20 protein-coding genes are annotated in these 23,693 nt (G+C 51.1%); 19 read left to right on the forward strand and 1 reads right to left on the reverse strand.

What is annotated here, in order from left to right:
• Positions 1-66: 66 nt before the first annotated feature.
• The 16 genes from OXG87_21375 to OXG87_21450 all read left to right on the forward strand — a co-directional run bounded on the left by OXG87_21375 (position 67) and on the right by OXG87_21450 (position 18,771).
• Entirely contained in the window at positions 67-1,056 is a 990-nt protein-coding gene (locus tag OXG87_21375; GenBank protein MCY3872107.1) for a Gfo/Idh/MocA family oxidoreductase, read from the forward strand.
• Between the two features lie 33 nt (positions 1,057-1,089).
• Positions 1,090-2,160 (forward strand): DNA adenine methylase, encoded by a 1,071-nt coding sequence (locus OXG87_21380; GenBank protein MCY3872108.1) that lies wholly within the window; start codon positions 1,090-1,092, stop codon positions 2,158-2,160.
• Positions 2,161-2,175: 15 nt separating this feature from the next.
• A complete protein-coding gene (locus OXG87_21385; GenBank protein ID MCY3872109.1) occupies positions 2,176-3,309 on the forward strand; it encodes a right-handed parallel beta-helix repeat-containing protein in 1,134 nt (377 codons plus the stop codon).
• Positions 3,310-3,311: 2 nt separating this feature from the next.
• The gene (locus OXG87_21390; GenBank protein ID MCY3872110.1) at positions 3,312-3,746 is read left to right on the forward strand and encodes a VOC family protein; all 435 of its coding nucleotides are present in this window, start codon (positions 3,312-3,314) and stop codon (positions 3,744-3,746) included.
• 124 nt (positions 3,747-3,870) lie between these two features.
• A complete protein-coding gene (locus OXG87_21395; protein MCY3872111.1) occupies positions 3,871-4,767 on the forward strand; it encodes a phytanoyl-CoA dioxygenase family protein in 897 nt (298 codons plus the stop codon).
• Between the two features lie 14 nt (positions 4,768-4,781).
• Complete coding sequence (locus OXG87_21400; GenBank protein MCY3872112.1) at positions 4,782-5,726, forward strand: D-2-hydroxyacid dehydrogenase; 945 nt, start codon at positions 4,782-4,784, stop codon at positions 5,724-5,726.
• Between the two features lie 251 nt (positions 5,727-5,977).
• Complete coding sequence (locus OXG87_21405; protein ID MCY3872113.1) at positions 5,978-7,924, forward strand: hypothetical protein; 1,947 nt, start codon at positions 5,978-5,980, stop codon at positions 7,922-7,924.
• A gap of 28 nt (positions 7,925-7,952) precedes the next feature.
• A complete protein-coding gene (locus tag OXG87_21410) occupies positions 7,953-9,044 on the forward strand; it encodes a mandelate racemase/muconate lactonizing enzyme family protein (protein MCY3872114.1) in 1,092 nt (363 codons plus the stop codon).
• Between the two features lie 37 nt (positions 9,045-9,081).
• A complete protein-coding gene (locus OXG87_21415) occupies positions 9,082-9,939 on the forward strand; it encodes a sugar phosphate isomerase/epimerase (protein ID MCY3872115.1) in 858 nt (285 codons plus the stop codon).
• An 11-nt stretch (positions 9,940-9,950) separates the two neighbouring features.
• A complete protein-coding gene (locus OXG87_21420; GenBank protein ID MCY3872116.1) occupies positions 9,951-10,505 on the forward strand; it encodes an SIS domain-containing protein in 555 nt (184 codons plus the stop codon).
• 9 nt (positions 10,506-10,514) lie between these two features.
• Complete coding sequence (locus OXG87_21425) at positions 10,515-11,555, forward strand: aminopeptidase (protein ID MCY3872117.1); 1,041 nt, start codon at positions 10,515-10,517, stop codon at positions 11,553-11,555.
• Positions 11,552-12,706 (forward strand): Gfo/Idh/MocA family oxidoreductase, encoded by a 1,155-nt coding sequence (locus OXG87_21430; protein MCY3872118.1) that lies wholly within the window; start codon positions 11,552-11,554, stop codon positions 12,704-12,706. The genes OXG87_21425 and OXG87_21430 overlap by 4 nt, the downstream gene beginning before the upstream one ends.
• Before the next feature lie 5 nt (positions 12,707-12,711).
• Positions 12,712-15,114 carry a fused MFS/spermidine synthase gene (locus OXG87_21435; GenBank protein ID MCY3872119.1) on the forward strand — a complete coding sequence of 801 codons (2,403 nt, stop codon included), beginning with the start codon at positions 12,712-12,714 and terminating at the stop codon, positions 15,112-15,114.
• Between the two features lie 31 nt (positions 15,115-15,145).
• Positions 15,146-16,264: a Gfo/Idh/MocA family oxidoreductase gene (locus OXG87_21440; protein MCY3872120.1), complete on the forward strand. Its 1,119-nt coding sequence runs from the start codon at positions 15,146-15,148 to the stop codon at positions 16,262-16,264.
• Between the two features lies 1 nt (position 16,265).
• The gene (locus OXG87_21445) at positions 16,266-17,417 is read left to right on the forward strand and encodes a mandelate racemase/muconate lactonizing enzyme family protein (GenBank protein ID MCY3872121.1); all 1,152 of its coding nucleotides are present in this window, start codon (positions 16,266-16,268) and stop codon (positions 17,415-17,417) included.
• 13 nt (positions 17,418-17,430) lie between these two features.
• On the forward strand, positions 17,431-18,771 hold the full coding sequence (locus tag OXG87_21450; GenBank protein ID MCY3872122.1) for an MFS transporter: 1,341 nt from the start codon (positions 17,431-17,433) through the stop codon (positions 18,769-18,771).
• On the opposite strand, the gene OXG87_21455 is transcribed toward OXG87_21450, so the two are convergent.
• The gene (locus OXG87_21455) at positions 18,756-20,135 is read right to left on the reverse strand and encodes a dihydrolipoyl dehydrogenase (protein ID MCY3872123.1); all 1,380 of its coding nucleotides are present in this window, start codon (positions 20,133-20,135) and stop codon (positions 18,756-18,758) included. The two genes, OXG87_21450 and OXG87_21455, sit on opposite strands and share 16 nt — an antisense overlap.
• 153 nt (positions 20,136-20,288) lie before the next feature.
• Between OXG87_21455 and OXG87_21460 the strand changes: the two genes are divergently transcribed.
• The 3 genes from OXG87_21460 to OXG87_21470 are packed head-to-tail and all read left to right on the forward strand — an operon-like array spanning position 20,289 to position 23,627.
• Positions 20,289-21,365 carry an Ldh family oxidoreductase gene (locus OXG87_21460; protein ID MCY3872124.1) on the forward strand — a complete coding sequence of 359 codons (1,077 nt, stop codon included), beginning with the start codon at positions 20,289-20,291 and terminating at the stop codon, positions 21,363-21,365.
• Positions 21,365-22,447, forward strand: a complete 1,083-nt coding sequence (locus tag OXG87_21465) for a glycosyltransferase family 2 protein (protein ID MCY3872125.1) — start codon at positions 21,365-21,367, stop codon at positions 22,445-22,447. The genes OXG87_21460 and OXG87_21465 overlap by 1 nt, the downstream gene beginning before the upstream one ends.
• Before the next feature lies 1 nt (position 22,448).
• Positions 22,449-23,627, forward strand: a complete 1,179-nt coding sequence (locus OXG87_21470) for an anhydro-N-acetylmuramic acid kinase (protein ID MCY3872126.1) — start codon at positions 22,449-22,451, stop codon at positions 23,625-23,627.
• The last annotated feature ends 66 nt before the right edge of the window (positions 23,628-23,693 follow it).

Here is a 23,693-nt window from a genome sequence, read left to right on the forward strand (position 1 = left end):
CATGGGCTAAAAAGTTGATTTATATTGGTCGCGATCTTATCTATCAACAATTCAAGGAGGTGATGTATGGCAGTGCAGTGTATTCATCTGGGTGTTGGCGGCAGGGGAAAGTGGCCGGTTGCTATGTTTGCCGATCGAGATGATGTGGAAAGTGTGGCTTTTGTCGATGTTGACGAAGGCAATATGAATGCGGCTATGGAAGTGTCGGGTTTGCCCGAGTCGCGGTGTTTTAGGACGCTTGAGCAAGCCCTGAACAATGTGGAATCGGATTGCGTGATTGTTATCACCCCTCCAGATTCCCATGTGGAGATGATTTTAGAAGCGGTTCGAGCGGGTAAGCACGTTCTGGTCGAAAAGCCATTTACGAAAACTCTGGCGTCGGCAAAGCATGTTGTGGAGGAGGCCGACCGCATGGGGGTCAAAGTGGGGGTGAGTCAAAATGCCAAATACAATCCGGCGACGATGACCCTATCGCGCCACTTGCGAGAAGAGACATATGGCAAGGCGAGTTTTGGGCTTTTTACCAAGATAGGTTGGCGCAGCAAGGGAGTCCACCATTCGGGTCACGACGATCATTCCTATTTGTGGGAGCGAGGCATTCACGATTTGGATACCATGCGATATATTTTGGGCGCGTTGCCCGTGCGGATGTGGGCACATAGCTTTAATCCGCCCTGGAGTCCGTATAAGGACGGGGCAGGAGTTTCGGGCTGGGTGGAATTTGATGGTGGGGCGACTGCGACCTATTTTGCGACTTTTGAGCCGCATAAATCGGGCGGCGAAACCCGGGTGGATGTGGATGAAGGCACGCTTTCCCTTGAGGGTGGCAATCTCGTTTTGACGCGCCGCAAGGCCGATCCAGAAATATTGCCTCTGGACGAGGGACCCACTTCGACAGACCTGATTGTCAATCAATTTGTCGCGTGGATAAATGGCGGTGAAGAACCCGAGTTTTCAGGGCGCAATAATCTGGTGACTGTGGCAATGGTCGAGGGGATGGGCATTTCCTCAGAGTCCGGACGGATTGTGTCGCTCAAGGAGTTTGTGAATGTGTGAGCAGGGCGTTGCCATCATCCGAATGAGAGATACATGAACTATATCGGAAGCAAGTATTCTCTGCGTGACTTTCTCGAAGCGGGTGTCCTGAAAAATGTAGATGCAGATTGTAAGGTGTTCTGTGATGTTTTTGCTGGCACTGGTGTTGTGGGGACGCATTTTAAGCAGAAGGGCTTTAAGATTATCGCTAATGATATCCAATACTACTCCTTTTGTCTCAATCGCGCACTTGTAGGCATTAGTCAAGTACCCGCATTTGATGGCGTTCTGGATGATGGAAAAATAGTTCCGACAACACTAATTTGCGACGCAACCGACATTGTATTGGAATATCTCAATACTTTGGATGGAAGGTCCGGATTTATCTATCGAAATTATTGCCCAGGAGGGACAGAGGGGACAGAGTTTAAGAGACAGTATTTCTCTGATGAGAATGGCAGGCGGTGTGATGCGATTCGGATGCAGATTGAAGACTGGTGGCAAGCGGGCAAATTGACGGAGGATGAGTACTTTTATCTTTTGGCGAGTTTGATCGATGGGGCAGATCGGGTTGCAAATACGGCGTCGATCTATGGTGCGTTTTTGAAGCATATCAAGAAGAGTGCACTGAAACCCCTGCAATTAAAGCGGCTCGGTATTGTCGAGAGCGATGAGGACCATGAAGTACACAATGTAAATGGGCAGGCGTTGGTTGAGCATCTGTCTTGCGATGTGTTGTATATGGATCCGCCCTATAATCATCGCCAGTATTGTGCGAATTACCATGTGCTTGAGACGATTGCGCGTTACGATGATCCGGTCTTGAAAGGTGTGACGGGTCTGCGTCCTCATGACGAGCAAAAATCTGATTTTTGTATGAAGAGACGGGCTTTACCCGCATTTGAGGAGATGGTTAGAAAGACATCGGCGCAGTATGTATTCCTCAGCTATAATAGCGAGGGAATTATGGGTAAGAATGAGATTTTGCAGACAATGGGACAATATGGGCAAGTGGATTTGATGACGCGAGATTACCAGCGTTTTCGGGCGGATGTAGATCGGGAGAACCGGGTTTATAAAGCAGATCAGGTGGAAGAGTATCTGTTCTGTTTGAGCAAGCAGTGAGGTGCGGGACGTTTTATGGAGCGGGTTACATATATTGCGTTGTTTTTGGTGCTGGTTTTTGCAGTTCATCAACCATCTCAAATACAGGGTAGAACGATGATTGTTGCAACGCAGAGTTCATCGGAAAAGTCAAAAGCTGCAGCCGATTTTGTGGGCGATGGAGTGGGCGATCAGGAGGAGATTTACGCGGCGATTCACGCGTTGCCAGCATCCGGTGGGACGGTGACGCTGATGGAAGGGACGTATGATATTCGCAAGGTGAAAGATAAGCTCGGGGGATTGATTATTGACCGCAGCAATGTGACGCTAATAGGGCGGGGTGCAGCCACGCGGTTGATTCTGGCGCCGGATCAGAATACCAATGTGATCCGAATTATCGGGAATGGCGTGGGAAATATTGTGATTCGAGATCTTTGGGTGGATCAGAACCGGGATCAGAACCCGTATAATGGAGCGGAGTTTGTGAATATTTCGCACGGGCGGTTCGAGTATAATGGCATTAAAGCGTTTTGTGCAGAGCCGGGTGGGTCCTGTCCGGAGCCGACACACAATATTACGATTGAGAATTGTACGGTGCTGAACGCGCAGAGGCTGGGTATTATGCTGGATGGTCCCAATATGCGGGTGGTGAATAACCGCCTGGGCAATGCCCATTCCGATGCGGTGGAGCTTCTGGAGGGTCCGGGCTTTGTGATGGGAAATTTTGTAGAGATTACCGGGCGCACGCATGTGGCGGTGGGTTCTGATCGTGGAAATTCGATCATTATGGCAAATAATGTCGTGCATGTGCGAGAGGGAGGAGATCTGGATATCGCTTTTCGATCCTGGGCAGATTCCGAGCGGCATGTGATTTCCAATAATATTGTTATGGTGGATAAAGGCGGAAAGCTGGGGCTGGCGATGGATGTGCGTGGGTTTGATACGTCTATTACGGGAAATGTGATTCGAGGCCGGGGCGAGGCGGAGCGCCTGCCGCTGTGGCTTACTGGTGCAGGTATGGCGGTTACTGGCAATCATTTTCAGAATGTAGAACTGATTGTAAATGACCAGACCGGTACGAATCGTCCGATTTTGATTCAGGGTAATGTGATGGAAAATTCCAGAGTTTCGCATGAGGTGGGAAATTTGATTCGCTCGGAGGGAGATTGAGTATGGGAGAAAACAAGCTGTTGTTTGACCACATCCATATTATCAGCGAGGATCCGCGAGCTTCGGCAGCGTGGTACGTCGATAAATTAGGCGCGACGATTAATAGTGAGTACGAACTTCGCAGCGCGCCGCAGATCAACGTGAGTCTGGGAGAATTGACGCTTCTGATCCGAGGAAGACGCTCCGGTGAAGATCCGTCCAGGCCCGCGCCTATGCGCGATTTTGAGGATTATTCGAGCCATAACGAATACGGTACCGATCATTTTGGTTTTACATATCGAGGCGACTTGCAGGCGTATTGCGAGGTGTTGCGCGATAAAGGGGTAGAGTTCGTAGTCGAGCCGTGGGAATTTATCCCCGGTAGCGGCGGTGTGATATGTTATATCGCTGCACCCGATGGTGTCAGTATTGAGCTTGTTCAGGCGAGGCAGCATTGATTGGTAGGGCGATATCGATGTAGATAAGAATAGCTTCTTGCCTCTTGAAGCCATCTGCATTATGTTAGATAGATAATGAAACTCTATATTGATTATTTGTGTCGGATAATAGAGGAGATTTGGCATGTCAGAACAGAAATATCGCGTGGCACCGCCGGGGTTTACGCGGGATCAGTGGGACGAATTTCAAGAGGATGGCATGCTCGTTGTGGAAGACGCACTGACAGACGAGGAATGCGATCGCTATATCGAGATGATGGATGCTGCAGCTACCCGCAGTGAAAAATACGATTCAGCGAAATTTTTTGGTCCAAACAATATCGTAGAACGGTATCCCGAATTTGCCGAGTTGATTGATCATCCCCGGCATATCGGTTTTATGCACGATGTGTATGGCGAATTGTTAAAGCTCCATATTTCTCAATTTTTTTTGCGTCCCCGCGATACGAGCCGCAACAAGTGGCATCCCGATGGCGCACGCGCAGTGCCCTATGGCGTTTTTTCACCGGTTTTGCCCATACAAATCAAAGTGGCGTATTGGCTGACTGATCTTCCCGATCCGGATATGGGAAATTTTGTCTATATGCCCGGCAGCCACAAGGGGCAGTATTTTGATTTTTACGATACCCATGATGAAGTTCCCGGCGAAAAAGTAATTTGTCCAAAGCGCGGCACGATGACGTTTATGCACTGCAATACCTGGCATCGCGTGGCGCCCAATAATACGGATACCGTGAGAAAGAACATCTTTTTGGCTTATTGTCCGTCGTGGATTTGCGAAGCGGACAGGCACCAATGCGATCCCGATTGGCTCGCCACGCTCAACCGCGAGCAGCGCATTATTATGCGAAGCTATAATGGCGGATATGCGAGGACCAAGCCCGCAGCCAGTGAATTTCCGCTCTTTCTGGATCGGGAAACGGGTTCTGATCGAGACTATGGCGTTTGGCCCGATCACGTTGCGTTGCATCGGCGCAAACGCATGACCACCGTTGAAAAATTTGAGTTGGCATCCGCTTGATGCAGGAGGCTGCTGTGAAAGTATTGATTAACGATCGCCTGGACGATCACCACCTGGTACAGATTCAATCGTCGGTTGATGATATCGACCTGATTATCCCCGAGTCAAGTGATGATGCGCTGGAAATTATGCCCGAAATTGACATCATTTTTGGGGGTATGAGCCGCGATATGTTCAAACGTGCCGAACGCTTGAAGTGGGTGCAGACCTGGGGCGCGGGCGTCGATGGCATGATGTATGCCGAATTTATCCATAGTGAGGTGATTCTGACGAGTGCAAAGGGCACTGTGGGCGTTCATTTGTCGGAACACGCGATGGCTCTTTTGCTCGGATTGACGCGAGGAATTGCGCGCGCGGTCCGAACGGCTGATTGGAATGAGCGTATGCCCATTCGCCACGCATCGTGGGAATTGATCGATAAAACAATGGGTATTGTGGGGTTGGGGGGCACTGGATGCGATGTGGCAATTCGGGCGCATGCGTTTGGCATGAAAATTATAGCTGTTGATCCAGAAGACGTCGAGGTGCCAGACTGTGTAGAGGCATGCTGGAAGATGGATCGTTTTTACGATCTTTTATCCGCGTCTGACATCGTGGTGGTCTGCTGTCCATTGACAGAGGAAACGCGCGGGCTTTTTGACCACCTGGCATTTGAGAAGATGCAGAATCACGCGCTTTTGATCAATGTCACGCGGGGTAAAATTATGGATGACGCCTCTCTGGTTGCGGCATTGGAAACCGGACAGATTGCCGGGGCGGGGTTAGATGTGACGCCACAAGAGCCATTGCCGGACGATCATCCGCTGTGGCATATGCCCAATGTTATTATCACACCGCATACTGCAGGGGGGTCTCCCAATAGACAGGATCGCATTGTGAATCTGTTTTGCGAAAACTTGCGGCGTTTTCTGAATGGGGAAGATATGCTGAGTGTGATCGATAACAATAAGGGGTATTGAATACGTTTTCTCTTGACACAATGTTACATATATATTGATATTTACAACGAAGCAGGTGCTGGCGTGTATTACTCAGTATAATTCTAAATATAATGGTCTCGGGCAAGGGTGACTCGAGGTCATGTGCCCTTCTCTCAAGTAGGAATCCCTGTGTTGGGATCACCGAATCGGGAGAAGGGCGTTTTTTGTGTGGCAGCACCCTTGTAAGGCGTTATATTAGGCGGTCAGAAAGGTAAGAAGGAGGTTTTTGAGTGGCTTTAGCAAGAGAAGTAAGCATTTCCGAATCTGTCAGGCCTGCCGTGACACTCCGCGCACTCGTTTTGGGCACTTTTCTCACGGTGATGGCGACGGTTGCCGGGTCTTACGCGAGATTTATTCTTCACACTACGAGGTTGGACCAAAACCATCTTTCAGTCGCTGCTGTTTTTCCCATTGTTGTGATCGCGCTCGTGCTTTTGCGCCCGCTCAAGCTGAGTCGGGGCGAGCTTATTGTCATGTTTACTATGGCATTGATTGGCGCGACTATGCCCACGTATTTTGTCGGGAAATTGATCGCCAATTTTACGGTGCCGTACTATCTGGCAACACCTGAGAATCAGTGGGCTACCTATTACGAACCCTATTTGCAAGAGTGGTCTATTCTGCCCGCGGGCGAACCCCTGCGGTGGTTTTTTGAAGGGCTGCCGCGCGGGGTTTCTGTGCCGTGGGATGCGTGGATTGTGCCGGTGTTCTGGTGGATGACTGTGATTGCGGCTTTTTATGGCTGCTGCCTTTTTTTAATGGTTATTCTGCGAAAGCAGTGGATTGAGCACGAGCGCATTGATTACCCGTTGATGGAAATGCCCTTGGCCGTGATGGAGGAGGACAACAGGCGGGGCTTTTTTCCAATTCCCATTATGAATAACCCGTTGTTCTGGGCGGGCTTCAGTCTTACGTTGTGTATTATTCTGTGGAATGTCATTTCATATTTTAGCCCGACCTTTCCGACGATTCCCTGGCGCTTTGGGGGTATTCAGTTTGGGCGCGAATTTCCCCCCATTCCCGTGCGGCTATATCTGATGGTTGTGGGCTTTGGGTATTTTATCAATCTGGATATTTCGCTGAGCCTGTGGGTTTTCAATGTTCTGACCAATCTGGAAAATGGCTTTTTTAACCGCTTTGGACTAAAAGCCGGTACAGATGAGGAGTATTCCACGGGACCCCTGGCGATGGGCGCGCAGTCCATGGGAGCGTTTATCGTGGTGGTACTGGTTGGCTTCTGGATGGCGCGCGGGCATTTGCGCAGGGTTTTTCGCAAGGCATTTTATCGCGATGATTCGGTTGATGATTCCGATGAGATTGTTTCGTATCGCACAGCGGTTTTTGGCATTATAGCCTGTTCTGCCTATCTGGTCGTCTGGCATTTGGCAACGGGCATGGCGTTTAAGTATATCCCGATTTTTCTTTTTGGCGCTCTGGTCATGTATCTGGGAATTACGCGGGTTATTGCAGAGACCGGTCTGATTTCTATTCGCGCCCCTCTGATGCCGCAACCTTTTGCCATGTTTGTGATGGGGTCGGATGTACTTTCGCAACAGACGCAGGTTTCCATCGCGCTTTCGTATTCATGGTGCAGCGATACCAAAACCACGATTATGCCCGCGCTTGCCCATTCTGTAAAGCTTTACGATACTATTCGGGTCAATCAGCGGCGGTTGATTATTCCCATTGTTCTGGCGATGGCCGCAGGGGTGGTGGCTACATTTATCTATACAATTTATATGGGCTATTTGAATGGCGCTGCAAATTACGGGGGTATTTTTCATGGGGGGCTCGCGCGGTTTCCCTGGGATAATCTGGTCAAAAAGTCGAAAGATCCCTTTTCGGTACAGTGGCTGCCCATTATGTATATGAGTATTGGTGCTGCAGTAACACTGCTCTTGATGATCTTGCGCTATCGGGTTTCGTGGTGGCCGCTGCATCCGATTGGGTTTGCTGCCGGGCCGGTTTATCCTGTGAATAATGTCATTTTTGCAATTTTTCTCGCCTGGGCGATCAAGTCTATTGTTTTGCGGCTTGGCGGCATTCGCGCCTATCGCGCTGGTCGGCCGTTTTTTATTGGGCTTATTATGGGGCATTTTGTAGGGGCTGGTATTTCGTTTGTCGTCGATATGATCTGGTTTCCGGGGCAGGGGCATAGCATTCCGTTTTCGGATTAGAATTAACCTTTTTCGAGGAGTTGTGGGAATGAAAATTACAGGTATTGAACTCGACGCCGTGCGTGTCAATCACCGGGGGGATTGGGTGTTTGTACATGTGCTTACAGATGAGGGTATCCGGGGAATAGGGGAGATGCGCTCGGGAAGCAATTATGCGGCGCAACTATCGGCTTTGCGCGCTCTGGGTGAAACGGCCAAAGGATGCGATCCGAGAAGGATTGAAGCTTTTGTTTCGCGCTATACAAGCACAGAGCGCACAAAGGTGGAATTGTTCGCCTTGAGTGCATTTGAACAGGCATTGTGGGACATTTTGGGCAAATCGCTCAATGTGCCCGTTCACGCGCTTTTGGGGGGCGCGTGTCGAGACGAGATCCGGCTGTATGCCAATATCAATCGGGCGACGACGGACCGTTCGCCTGAGGGATTTGCCAAGAATGCCGCTGCTGCGGTGGCAGAGGGGTTTGATGCGGTCAAGTTGGACCCTTTTGACGGGGTGCGCGGTGCCGACAATGCCAGAGACGCTGCAAGGGGTATTGCGTGTATGCAAGCAGTTCGTGAAGCTATCGGGACAGAGGTCGATTTGCTCGTGGATTGTCACAGTAAGTTCACGGTTCGCGGCGCGATTGAGGTCGCGGATGCGTTGCGCGATGTCAATCTGTTCTGGTTTGAGCAACCCACACCCGAAGCGAGTCTCGATAATTGTCTTGCAGTTAAAGAAAGGTGTGGATTGACCATTGCGGGAGGCGAACAGCGGGGCTTGCGACGGGATTGGGTTGAGGTGGTGGAGAATCTCAGCATGCATATTCCCATGCCCGATGTGACGGTTGTGGGCGGTATCGGCGAGTTAAAAAAAATAGGGGATATGCTCCACGCCTGGGGGCTGCCCACCGCGCCACACGGTCCCTTTGGTCCGGTGGTGATCGCGGCTGGCGTGCATGCGATGGCTTCTTTACCCGGATTTCTCATTCTGGAATACGGATGGGGAGAGATTCCCTGGCGAAAAGATCTGACTATTCCCGGCGAGGAGATTGTGAATGGACGCATTCGCATCAATGATCGCCCGGGCCTCGGCGTTGAATTAAATCCCGAGATGGTAGAGAAGCATAGAGTTCAGGTATAGATAGGATAAGGTTGACTAAAATACAAAGGAGTATTCGATGTTTAAAAGTCTCAATGCGGGTGCTATTGGTGTAAGAGGTAGCGTTGATGAGTTGATCGGCTATGCAAAACGCGCTGGATTTCAGGGGGTTGATCCCAGTATTCAGGAGATTACTTCTCTGGTCAATGCGCATGGTGCAGAACATGTAAAAGGGCTGTTTGCCGATGCTGGTTTGAGAATAGGTGCGTGGGGTTTGTCTGTGAATTGGCGAGGCAATGAAGCTGAGTACAAAGCCGGTCTATCAAAACTGAAAGAGTTTGCTGCTGCCGCTGCCGCTGTGGGGGCTACGCGGGCTGCTCAATGGGTGCCTTCTGCTTCTGAAGACCGCAAATTTGGCGATAATTTAAGGTGGCATATTGATCGCTTTAAGCCGATTGCCGAAATTCTGGGTGAGCATGGATGTAGCCTGGGGCTGGAATTTATTGGGCCGCGCACTCTACGGATTGATAAATCTTATGGATTTATTCATTCGATGGATGGCATGCTCGCACTTGCCCATGCGATTGGCACCGGCAATGTGGGGCTGCTTCTCGATTGCTGGCACTGGTACACGGGATTGGGGACTATATCAGACCTGATGGCTATGACCGCTGAAGATGTGGTGCATGTCCACGTCAATGACGCACCCGATGGCGTTGATGTGAGCGATCAGATTGACAATAAGCGGGCATTGCCGGGTGAGACTGGCGTAATTGACCTGGTTGGCTTTTTGAGCGTGCTGCAAAAAATTGGCTATGACGGCCCGGTGTCGCCCGAGCCTTTTAGCCAGTCGGTGCGGGAAATGGCGGCGCAAGATGCTGTGCAAACAACACACGACGCGCTGGATAAGAGTTGGCAAGCCGCTCAGTTATCCTGAGGAGAATTGCGATGGAGGCTTTTGTCGAGAATTATATCGCACAAAATTTGACCTTGCTCAAGTCGCTGGATGCTGGGGCGATAGCCCGTATTATTGCCGAGTTTGGCAAGGCGAGAGATGCGCGCAAGAGAATTTACGCCATCGGGAATGGAGGCAGCGCGAGTACGGCGTCGCATTTTGTGAACGATATGGGCAAGGGGGCTTCAATTGGGCGCGAAACGCGTTTTAAGACGATTCCGCTGACGGATAATGTGGAATGGATGACGGCGTTGAGCAATGATTTGTGTTACGAAGATGTATATGTCGAGCAATTGAAAAATTTTGCAGAGCCAGACGATGTTTTGCTGGCGATAAGTGGGAGTGGAAATTCAGAAAATGTGTTGCAGGCGGTGCGGTATGCCAACGATGTGGGCTGTGTTACTATTGGGTTTACGGGATTTGAAGGAGGAAAGCTGAGAGAACTCGTTCAACATTGCGTGGTGATCCCCTCTGACCACATGGGGCGTATCGAAGATATGCATCTTATTTTGCAACACATGATTTGTTATTATTTTATCGAACAGTGAGCATTATGCATGGTTCGACTATTTGGGTTTCTGCTCATTCTCGCGCTCGGATCCGAGATCGGGTATCTCTATCAGTTGCTCAAAGGGCAGGTCGCGCTTCTGTGGCGAGCAGAATCCATTGAAAAAGTGCTGGAGGCGGGAAAGCTTTCGCCCGATCAGCGCGCAAAATTGGAACTCGTACAGGCTATTCGCACATTTGCCCAACGCGAAATTGGTCTGAACACCTCGAAAAATTACACTAAGTATGTCGATATCGGGCGCGGGCCAGTGTCGTGGAATCTCGTTGTTTGTCCCAAAGATCGCCTCGAACCGCTGGAGTGGTCTTACCCGGTTGTGGGCGCGGTTCCCTACCGGGGATATTTTGATCGATCAAAAGCCGAGGAAGCGCGCGATCAATATGTGGCTGAGGGGTATGACACATATTTGCGACCGGTGAGCGCGTATAGTACGCTGGGGTGGTTTTCCGATCCGGTATTGAGCTCTATGTTGCGTTATTCCGAAGGCGATCTGGCCGATCTCATCATTCACGAGTTGACGCATGCAACTGTGTGGATTGAAGGAGATGTTACCTTTAATGAGAGTCTGGCGAGTTTTGTCGGTGAAACCGGGGCGTTGATGTGGTTGCAGCGCAAATACGGTACAGATTCCGAAGTAGTGCATCGGGTGCTTGACGAGCGTGCAGATGGTGTTGTTTTTCGGAAATTTATGCGCGATATTGCTTCTCGCCTCGATTCACTTTACCAGTCCGATTCTCCCCAGAAAATAACGCTCCGCCAGCAGATTTTCGATTTCGCACGCACAGAGTTTCGCACTCTCCCTCTTAAGACTGAGCTATATGCCCGATTTCCTTCGTGGAAACTCAACAATGCGCGGATGGCGCTTTACCGGATTTACCGGGAGCGTACGGATGTTTTTGCGCGCGTGTATCTGATGTGTGATAGTGATTTAAAAGCTACGGTTGAGGTTTTGTACCAGTGCGCGAGCGCAGAGGATCCGGGATTGTGGCTGGAGGAATGGTTGCGTAAAAATCAGGATAAGGATTCGCTATGACTTACAGAGTCGGTATTATTGGATGCGGTTCAATTGCGCGCAGTCACGCCGATGGGTATTTGCGCGTGGCCAATGCAGAGATGGTGGCGGTTGCCGATCCCCATCCGGTTGCGCGAGAGCAATTTTGCGAGGAGTTTGGGATTCCCAAAGCGTACCCTTCACTTGAGGAGATGGTAGCAAACGAAGGACTCGATATCGTCAGCGTTTGTACATGGCATCTTCTCCATCCGGATTGTACGATTGGCGCGGCGAATGGCGGTGTGCCTGGTGTTATTTGCGAAAAGCCTATGGCGATTGGCCTTGGCGAGGCAGATCGTATGCTGGATGCGTGTGAAAAAAATGGGACAAGGCTGGTGGTCAGTCATCAGCGGCGTTTTACGCCCGGTTGGGAAAAGGCGCGGGCGTTGATGCGCGAGGAGGTCATTGGCGATGCTATAATGGTGCATGGACAGGTCGCGCAGGGATTGATCAACTGGGCGACGCATACTATCGACGGCATTCGGTTTGTATTGGACGATCCAGAGGGCGAATGGGTGATGGGTGCTGTCGAGCGGCAGACCGATCGCTTTGAGCGCGATACGCCGATTGAAGATGCGTGTATGGGGCTGGTCGCGTTTGCCAATGGGGCTCAGGCTTTGATCCAGGCGGATTTGAATCGCCCGGGTGAACAGGCAGGGCATTTTCAGATTCGCGGCTCAGAGGGATTGATGGAGGTGACCGAAAACTCGGTTCGCGTATTCAATGCAACGACCAATGGGTGGAAAGATGTGGAAATTGTAGCTGATGAGGGGGCTCGCGCAATTGGTGGCGAGACCAACGCCGCTTCTGTGCGCGAGTTGATCGCGTGGTTAGAAGGAGGGGAGGAACATCGCGCTTCAGGGCGCAAAGCGCGTGCAACTGTCGAGATTATGATGGCGCTTTTTGAATCGGCACGGCAACATCGGGTTGTGCATCTACCACTTGAGGAAATGGGCTATCCGCTGCAATTGATGATCGAAGAGGGCAAGTTGCCCGTTGCAGTGCCCGGACGATACGATATTCGCGCATTTCTCAATCCCGAAGGGATGGATGAAGCAGCTTACAGGCGGCTACGGGCTGAAGGTGTGACCCATTCTGCGGCGATGCGTCAGCTTGCGGACGAAAATGAGTGATGGCTATGGACGCAAATCGAAAGTTTTTGCCTTTTCTAATTATCCTCTTTGTAGGAAGTGGATGCGCCGCGCTCATTTATGAAATTGTCTGGTTTCAGATGTTGCAACTGATTATCGGGTCTTCGGCAATTTCTCTCGGCATATTGCTGGGTACGTTTATGGGCGGGATGTGCGCTGGTAGTGTGATGCTTTCGCGCATTATTTCAACGCGCTACCATCCGTTAAAGGTCTATGCGCTTTTGGAATTGGGCATTGGTGTCATAGGCCTGATTTTGCTTTTCGTTCTGCCCATGATTGGCACGATTTATATCGGTGTGGCAACCTATGGATTGTGGGGACATTTCCTGCGGGGGATTGTCTGTGCAATCTGTCTTTTTTTTCCTACGGTGTTGATGGGTGCGACCCTGCCTGCGATGGCGCGGTGGACAGAATCAACGCCTCGCGGTGTTTCGTGGCTCGGTTTTTTTTACGGGGGAAATATTGCCGGTGCTGTTTGCGGGTGTTTGTTCGCGGGTTTTTATCTGCTGCGCCTGTACGATGTGGTTACGGCGACTTATGTGGCGGTCGCGCTCAATTTAGCCGTGGCATTTGTCGGGTATGGGTTGGCAAAATGGGCTGAATACGATGCGTCAATGGGAAAGACGACCACGCGCAGTTTGTGGATGATAGAGGCCTGGCGAGTTTATGTGACGATTGCAATTTCCGGCGCGTGCGCGCTGGGTGCTCAGGTAATTTGGACGCGGTTGCTGTCGCTTATGATGGGGGCGACTGTTTACGCTTTTTCGATTATTCTCGGGGTTTTTCTAATCGGGTTGGGAGTGGGTAGCAGTGTGGGGGCGTATTTTGCACGCACAAAAGTAAATCCCAAAATTGCTCTTGGATGGTGCCAGCTTCTTCTGGTTGGCGCGGTTGCCTGGGCGGCTTACGCGCTTTCTCAGTTGCTTCCCTACTGGACATCGGGAGGAATAACCACAGTGCGTTTTCAACTGGATTTGTTGCGTTGCTTTGTGGCTATTTTTCCCGCGACTGTGTTGTGGGGGGGGAGTTTTCCGCTTGCTCTCGCTGCGGCGCGTTCGCAGGGTGGCGACCCTGGCGCATTGGCCGGTAGTGTGTATGCGGCCAATACGGCAGGTGCAATTGTGGGGGCGCTGGGTTTTAGTGTGGTTTTGATCGCGCTTTTGGGGACGCAGATAGCGCAACAGGTGTTACTCATCCTTTCTGCATTTGGGGCCGTTTTGATGTTCGGGCGCAGTTTGTGGCAGGTGAGAGATGGGGATAGAACGGTCAGGTCAGATCGGTGGGTCGGCGTTGTGGTGGGGGTTATTTTTCTGGTGTGGAGTATACAGGGACCGCCGCCGTCGCTGATTGCTTATGGTCGTTCGCTCCTCGATTGGGGAGAGGACGCGACATATATTTACGCGGATGAAGGGATGAATGCATCGGTTGCAGTGTCGGAACTGGATAATGGCGTGCGGAATTTTCACGTTAGTGGAAAAATCGTGGCTTCCAGCGAGCCACAGGATATGCGTTTGCAGCGCATGTTGGGGCATCTTTCAGCATTGATGCACAGGGAACCGCGTTCTGTGCTCGTGGTTGGGTGTGGTGCGGGGGTGACGGCCGGGATTTATGTTTTATATCCGAGTATTGAACGCATTGTGATCTGCGAAATTGAGCCGCTGATTCCACCTGCGGCTGAGGTGTATTTTGGCCCAGAGAACTACGGTGTATTAAAAGATCCCCGCGTGGAAGTTGTGATTGACGATGCGCGACATTATCTGCTGGCAACAGATGAGAAATTCGATATCATTACTTCTGATCCGATTCACCCCTGGGTTAAGGGTGCTGGCGCGCTGTATTCGAAAGAGTATTTTGAGTTGTGCAAAGAGCGTTTGAATCCCGGAGGTGTTATTACGCAATGGGTTCCACTTTACGAGTCGCGGTTAGATGCGGTGAAGAGCGAGATAGCGACTTTTTTTGAGGTGTTTCCGCACGGGACAATTTGGGGCAATCAAGATGATGGCGAAGGGTATGATGTTGTGCTGTTGGGACAAGAGGGAGCACTATCCGTCGATGTCGATGCTTTGCAGACGCGTTTGGACCGCGAGGATTACACGGAGGTGTGGTACTCGCTGAATGATGTGTCTTTGGGATCAGCTGTCGCACTGCTTTCTACGTATGCCGGGCGCGCACGCGATCTCGACGAATGGCTCGCAGATGCGCAGATCAATCTGGATCGCAATATGCGGCTCCAGTATTTGGCCGGGTTGGGTTTGAATAACTATGAGGCAGATGCGATTTATACGGCACTTTTGGAACATGCGCGTTATCCCGATAATTTTTTTATTGCGACCGAAGCGATGGAAAACGCATTGAAGGCGCAACTTGATCGGCAGCATACGGGTAGATGATGGTAGGTTTAAAAGAGGAGGTGTTTACAGTATGGTAAAGGTGAGAGTTGGCATTATTGGCATTGGCGGCAGAGGGGGAGGTCACGCGAAGTATTTTGCGGAGGGGGATATTCCGCATGGTGAATTGACAGCGGTGTGCGATGTCGATCCGAATAGGATTCAGTGGGCACGCGACAACCTCGGAGAAAACGTGCGGACATTCGACAATGGCGATGAGCTGATCACGTCGGGAGCTGTTGATGCGATTATTGTGGCGACGCCGCATTACGATCATCCGACATTTGCGATAAAGGGATTTGAGAACGATTTACATGTTCTGATAGAGAAACCCGCAGGCGTATATACCAGACAAGTCTATGAGATGAATGAGGCGGCTGAAAAAAGTGGCAAAGTGTTTGCCCTGATGTTCAATCAGCGAACCCGCCCACACCATCAAAAATTGCGAGAATTGGTGGCTTCTGGCGAATTGGGAGATATTCAGCGCACGAATTATATCGTCACAAACTGGTTTCGCGCTCAAAGTTATTACGATAAGGGCGAATGGCGCGCGACCTGGTCGGGCGAGGGGGGCGGTGTGTTGATGAATCAGTGCCCGCATAATTTGGATCTGTGGCAGTGGATCTGCGGGATGCCTTCGCGCGTGCGCGCTTTTATCAGCTATGGCAAATATCACGATATTGAGGTGGATGACGATGTCACTGCGTATGTGGAATACGACAGCGGTGCGACGGGCGTGTTCATCACCACGACCGGGGAGTTTCCCGGAAGCAATCGCCTGGAGATAGCGACGGATCGCGGCAAGGTGGTTATGGAAAACAACAACATTGTGTGGTGGCGGTCAAATGTTTCTCTGAGTGAATTCTCTCGGGGATATACGGGCGGCTTTGGCAAACCCAGGTCGGAAAAACTCGATATACCTCTCGGCGAAGACGGGGGGGCGCACCGCGGCATAATTAACAACTGGTGTGACGCCATATTGAACGGCAGTCCACTGCTCGCGCCCGGGGTTGAAGGCATTCACGGGGTTGAATTGTCGAATGCGATGCTTTTGTCTTCATGGCTGAATGATTGGGTCGATATTCCCGTTGATCGAGATCTGTATTTTGAAAAATTGCAAGAGAAAATTCAAAATTCGCAGCAGGAGACTTGAAATGACACCGAGTATTGCGGCACTGGATGAGGCGGCTGAAAAACCCGTTCTGGTTCTGGATGGGCTGGATGAGCCGGTTGTGATCGAATCTATTCAGTTGCTCAAAGATGCGCGAGAGTATTACGTGCATGTGCGTTCGAGAGATGGTGCGGAGGGTCTGGCATTTACAAATGGGCGGGCACAATACGTGTATCCGATTCTCAACGAGTTGGTAATTCCCTATTTTATCGGGAAAGATGCCCGCGATCTCGAAAACCATCTGTGGGGCGTGTACCGCCACAGCAGCAATTACAAATTGCAGGGGTTGGCTTTCTGGTGCTGCGTGGCGTGGGTTGAGATGGCGCTGTTGGATTTGCTCGGTCGAATTGCACAAAAATCCATTCCCGAACTCCTGGGCGGCGTTGTGCGCGAGTGGGTTCCCTTTTATGTTGCGAGCGGACGCAGGGATAGCACACCGGAAGAAGAGGTGGTTTATTTGCAGAATCTGATCGACGAGACGGGTGCGCCAGCCGTGAAGTTTAGAATTGGTGGACGCATGAGCAAAAACGCAGATGCCATGCTCGGGCGAACACCAAATTTGATCGCGTTATCTCGCAAGGTGCTCGGTGATGCGATTGATATTCACGCGGATTCCAATAGTTCTTACGATCCGCCGCAGGCTATTGAAGTGGGACGTATGCTCGAAGATATTGGAGCGGTTTATTTTGAAGAACCCTGTCCGTTTGATCACCTCGAAGATACGAAGGTCGTTGCCGATGCGCTGGACATTCCCGTTTCTGGAGGCGAACAGGAGTTCAGCGACAGGCGGTTTCGATGGATGATTGCCAATCGCGGTGTGGATATTGTACAGCCCGACCTGCATTATTACGGGGGACTTATTCGCTCGACGCGCGTTGCGCGAATGGCCGCTCTGGCCAGGATGCCGACGACCGTACATATTTCCGGTGGTTTTGGGTTTATCTATATGCTTCACTTTGCCGCCTGTACACCGGATATTGGTCGATATCAGGAATACAAAAGGGGGATTGAGAAATACTGCGAGTGGTTTGATCCTGCGCTCGAGATCCGAGATGGGCAGATGAGTGTACCCAGGGGACCAGGGTGTGGGATTGTGGATATTCAGGGAATTATTGACGGTGCGGATCGCTTATAGGACGTAACAAATCATGGAAATGGCACAGCATGGGGGACCGCCGCTACGCGATGTGGTAGCGGCGAGGCGCTCGCAAAGGGAGACGCGCCGAAATAGCTGGTTGCTGGTGATCAATGGCGGCATGGTGATGATGGCGTACACGTTTATTAGCTCAGACCTGGTGATGCCGGCTTTTGTACAAACGCTGACCACATCCAGCATTCTGGTTGGGATGGCCGGCGCGCTCATGAGAATGGGGTGGGCCTGGCCGCAGGTTTTTATTTCCCGGGTTATCGAACCCAAACCCCGAAAGATGCCCTTGTTGATCTGGGCGGGTATGGCTCGAAGTGTGATGTGGATTTTGGTGGGTGTGATGACCATTTTTTTGGGCGAGTCGGATCCCGCAATTTTTTTGTCTTTGTTTATGGTGTTTTACGCGATGGGAACGTCGCTGATGGGTGTGATGAGTGTGCCGTGGATGGATTTGATGGGCAAGGCAATTCCCGCGTCGGATCGGGCAAAGGTTTTTGCTCTGCGCCGATTTTCAGGTGGTGTGATGTCGATGGTTGCGGGCATTTTGATTTCGTATATCCTGAGCGTGCAAAGCGGTCTCGCGTTTCCGAATAATTACGCGGTATTGTTTATGCTCTCTGGTTTGGGCACTACGCTGGCAGTGCTGACATTCGGCAGGATCCGCGAACCCATTGAAAAGCGCACGCGCGCGCAGCTTTCCCTGAAAAATTATTTGCTCAGTGGCCTGAGTCTGATGAAAGAGGATGTGAATTTCAGGCGTTTGTGCATGGTGCAATTTTTGTGGGGCTTTAGCATGATGGGTGGGCCGTTTTACATGCCTTACGCGATTTCTGGTCTGGGCATTGGAGCGGTTTATATTGGATTTTATGTGACTGCTATGCAATTTAGTTCGGTTTTTTCAAATGTCGCGTGGGCCTGGGTTGGGCGTTACAAGGGCAATCAGGCGTTGTTTTTGTATGGCACCTTCTTGCTCGCGCTGTCCAGTCTGATTCCAATATGTATTGTGTATGTACCCAATCATCCCATCTGGATCTGGGGTAAAGAGGTGGATTTTAGGGTCGTGGTATATGCGTTTACATTCATTTTTGCTGGCGCAGCCCAAAGCGGCATGTATTCGGGACGCATGACGTATGTCCTCGATATTGCGCCTGCTGACCGGCGGCCTACTTATACCAGCTTTATGAATATGTTTATGTTTCCACAGGGGTTATTGCCCATGCTGGCCGGATTGCTGGTCGCGTGGATTTCCTATCAGAATTTGTTTCGCATTTCCCTGTTATTTATCCCATTTGCTGCAATAACCGCCTATCGGTTAAAACCCGTTATTCACCGCGAGGAGTGAATTTCCTCAACGAGGTCTTCTGCCGGATAGGTGAGAATTTCCGATAGTGTGGGATGGTAATGCGGAATGCTCATGAGGTCGTGTACTGTGCCGCGAAAGTGCATGATGGCGATGAGTTCGTGAAAGAGTTCGCCCGCTTCTGGACCGACGATATGCCCACCGATGATTTCGCCTGTTTCGGGATGGCAGAGGATTTTGACAAATCCATGAAGTTCCCCCATGACCATGGATTTGCCGTGGTCGTCAAAGGGATAGGACGCAACGCGATAGGGGATGTTTTGCTCGCGGCATTCTTTTTCGGTGAGGCCCACAGACGCAAATTGCGGATCGGTGAAGACCACTTCGGCTTTGAGCCTGTAGTCGATGCATTGCTGTTGGGTTCCTTCAACGGCGTTGTGACCGGCTATCTCGCCTTGTTGAACGGCGATGTGTACGATTTCGTAGAGTCCCGTACAATCGCCCGCTGCATAAATATTGGGCGCGTTGGTACACATGTGATGATCCACGAGAATGCGTCCGCGCTCGACGTGTACGCCGGCATTTTCAAGTGCGAGCGATTGGATGTCGGGCACGCGCCCCAGAGCATGGAGGATTATGTCTGCTGACGCGCGGCGGAGTTTGCCACTGTGGTGAAAGTGGGCGATTTTGGCATTGTTTTTGGTCGTAAATTTTTGCAATTGCGTGTCGGTAAAGACTTCCATGCCTTCTTCTCTGAAGCGGGCTTCTACCGGACGTGCGAGGTCTTCGTCTGTGTTGCTGAAAATGTGATGGCTGCGCTGTATAAGTGTGGTGCGCGTTCCCAAGCGGCAGAAAAATTGTGCAAATTCCGTTGCGACAGGTCCGCCACCCAGGACGATCATCGATTCTGGCAATTCCCGCAGTTCAAGTGCTTCATCGCTGGTGATATAGCCCACTTCTTTCAAGCCGGGAATGGCGATGTCGGCAACGGTTGATCCCGTGCTGATGATAAAACTTCGCGCAGTGATATTTTGTTTTCCTACTGTGATGGTATTGCGATTGACAAACTGCGCTGTGCCGTCGATGAGGGTGAACCGCGGATTGCGCAGTTGCTCGATGCGATAATCTGCAAATTCGCTGACGAGTGCGCGTTTGCGGTCGTTGATTTCGGCGAGGTTTGCGCGCAAATTAGAAGCACGCAGGCCAAATTCTCTGGCGCGACGCATTAAGGACATGACGTCTGATGAGCGCAGAATGGTTTTGGTGGGCATGCAACCGCGCAAGATGCACAGGCCACCGAGAGGTCCCTTGTCGATAATGGCAACTTTTGCGCCGAGTTCTTGTGCCGTGCGTGCAGCGGCGTATCCCGCACTCCCGCCGCCTATGACGATGACATCGTAATCCATGATGATTTCCTTACAGATAAGAGGTGAAACGTAAAATTAAGACGACCCAATCTCTCCTGTGTTTCCCCTTTCATGTCTTATCTCGGAGAACGATTGGGTGTGCTGACAACTTAAAATGTCTTTTTGATTTGGGCAAGGAGTTTGGAGGTTTTTATGCATGAACTCGTGAATGGTATTGTGCCGATAGAGGCAGGCGAACAGGAGCGATTGATTCAGGTTCGCGATTTGAGAGAGACGACACAGCGGCTTTATGAAGCGGTTGGTGTGCCGAGGGCAGATGCGCGGCTGATGGCTGATTTGCAAGTTGAGACAGATGTGCGCGGCGTTCACTCACACGGTACGCGGGCTGTGCCGGGTTACTTAAAGCGCATTCAAACTGGTCACACAAATCCCAAACCCGAAATTCGCGTTGTCCGCGAAGGACCCGCGTCGGCAACGGTAGATGGCGATGGGTGTTTGGGACATCTGGCATCTTATCGGGCGATGCAAATGGCAATTGCAAAAGCAGATAAACTGGGGATTGCGGCGACAACAGTTATAAACAGCCGTCACTACGGCGCAGCGGCCTGTTATGCGACGATGGCATTGGACCGGGATATGATCGGCTTTTGCGTGTCGAGCAGCAGTCGGGGCGTGGCGCCTTATGGAGGGATAGACAGGTTGTTGGGCAATCACGCGCTGGCTTATGCGATTCCGGCGAATCGGGAATATCCCATTGTTCTGGATATGGCGACGGGGCGGTCCGCCTGGGGGCGAGTGGGCACTATGCGTTTGTACGGTAGAAAATTAGACGGCGAATGGGTGTTAGATGAGGATGGACAGGTGACTGATGATCCCCATCGCGCGCACGCGCTGGTAGCGCCTGGTGGTGCAAAAGGATCGGGGCTAAATGTGGTGATGGATGTTTTGAGCGGTATTCTGCCTTTTTGCCTGGCAACGGTAAATCGGGAAGATGAATATCAAGGACAGCGGCGGGCCAGTCACTTTTTTCAGGCGATCAAGATTGAGACATTTTGCGATGTGTCTGATTTCAAACGAGAAGTTGACCGGATGATTCAAACGATTCGGGCTTCTCGCCCAAAAGAAGGTGTGGATCGCATTTACGCGCCCGGTGAGATTGAGTCGTTAAAAAAGGCGGCCTGGGAAAAGACGGGGATTCCGATGCATAAAACCCATGTGGAAAGTTTGGAAAAAGCGGCTGAAGAATTGGGTGTAGAGGTGGTGTTTTGATGGAGGAAGTCCGAGATTTTCAGATGGCAGAGAATAATAAACCATTAGTCTCAATTATCATCCCCCATTATTTGGGGGATATTCTTTCCGAATGCCTGGCATTTGTCTATGCGCGGACATTGGATATTCCTTTTGAAGTTATTGTAGCAGATGATCAGCCTTATCCCGACGGCAGTCTGGATCGGGCATTGGAAAAATTTCCGGATATTCGCATTGTGAAGACGGGTGGGGGAAATGGGAAGCCGAGCAAGGGGATGGGCGCCGGGTGCAACCGGGGGTTAGAGATTGCAAAGGGCGCGTATGCGATGTTGTTAAATTCGGACGTGGAGGTGGGCGAAGGGTGGTTGCCGCCGCTGATTGATGCCCTGAAATCCGATCCTGAAATTGGGGCGTGTCAGTCCAGGGTTAGGTCATTGCAGAATCGCAAAATGTTTGATTATGGCGGGGCTGCAGGCGGGCTGATGGATAAGTGGGGATTTACGTTTTGTCAGGGTAGGATATTTGAGTTTGTCGAAGAAGATGTGGGGCAATACAATCACCCTCGCGATATTTTTTGGGCTATTGGGGGGGCTATGTTTTTGCGTATGGATTGTCTCGAAAAAACGGGATTGATCGATGAGGGTTTTGTAATGCATATGGAAGAGATCGATTTGTCCTGGCGGTTTCACCTTGCCGGGTATCGCATCGTCTATGTGCCCGATTCTCTCGTATATCACTACGGTGGGTTTACGCTGGGTGCAGAGAGTTATAGAAAAGCGTATTTGAATCACCGCAATCAACTCGTGATGTTGTTGAAAAATTTCTCCCTTTTGCGGCTGTTGTATAAATTCCCGGTTCGCGTCGCTATGGAACTGGCAAATTTGGGTTTGTTGCTAAAGGGCCATTGGAAACATCCCGTTGCGGCAATAGCTGGCCTTTTATGGGTATTGCTGCATCCGTTCAATATCTTGCGGCGACGACGAGAAGCCCAGCGGTTCAGAAGCGTGGGAGATAGTGAGATTGAACGGCGTCTTTTCAAGGGGTCAGTCGTTTATCACTATTTTATTCGCGGTGTCAAAACCGTTCGCGAGATAGGAGCGTGAAGTGAAAGCAATCGGTCTCATGTCTGGAACTTCTGCCGATGGAGTGGATGCCGCGCTTGTGGAGATCGGCGAATCTGATCTGTCTCTGCTCGGGTATATTGAGGTTCCTTTTCCCCAGGATGTCAGAAGGGAGATTTTGTCACTTTGCGAAAATGGGCGGGTCGATGCAATCTGCCGCATGGATGCCGCGCTTGGGGAATGGTTTGCAGAGGCTGCGCTGCGCGTGTGCGAGGAAGCTAATGTCAGCGCGGGAGAAGTCGATGTGATTGGATCGCATGGGCAGACGATTCACCATTTGCCCGCGCTTGCCGTGGTTGCCGGCAAGAGGGTGAGAGCAACGCTGCAGATTGGCAATCCCTCGGTGATTGCGGAACGCACGGGAATCACGACGGTATCGGATTTTCGATCGCGGGATATGGCTGTGGGTGGCCAGGGAGCACCGCTTGTTCCGCTGGTGGATTATCTGTTGTTTCGGTCTGAATACGTGGGACGCGTGATGCTCAATATTGGTGGTATCGCCAATGTAAATATATTGCCTGCAAACTGTGGCGTGTCAGATATTTTCGCATTTGATACAGGCCCCGGCAATATGGTCATTGATGGGGTTGTGCAGGTGATTACTCACGGTAAACAGAGCTTCGATAAGGATGGTGCACTTGCGGACAAAGGCCAGGTGTGTGAGGATCTGTTGGCGGTGCTTATGGCGCATCCTTTTTTGGATCTGGAGCTACCCAGGACAACGGGACGCGAGGATTTTGGAGCCGATATGGTCCAAAAAATTTTCGATTGGGAGATAAAAGAGGAAGACCTCGTGCGTACGGCAACGCAGTTCACGGTGGAAAGCATTGTGCATGGGCTAAAGCGATTTGTTTTGCCCAGGTGTGAAATCCATGAGGTGATTGCAAGTGGGGGCGGTACCAAGAATCCGGTTATGATGGATCTTTTGGATCGGGCACTGGGAAATATCGCATTCAAGCGATTGGATGATCTTGGAATGGCGTCAGAGGCAAAAGAAGCTATTGCATTTGCGATCCTTGCATGTCAGAGCATGAATGGGCAACCGGGCAATGTGCCGGGTGTAACCGGTGCAGATAAACAGGTGGTATTAGGCTCTGTTACGCCGGGTGAGAGGATAGCCCAACCATACGATCCCAAGTTGTTGGGCGCATCATTGCATTGATGATACTGGCGCAGTTGTACAGGTATAAGAAAGTCAAGTAAAAGTGTGCCAAATTCGAGCGCGAGC

This window comes from Gemmatimonadota bacterium (genome assembly GCA_026706845.1).
Taxonomy (GTDB): domain Bacteria; phylum Latescibacterota; class UBA2968; order UBA2968; family UBA2968; genus VXRD01.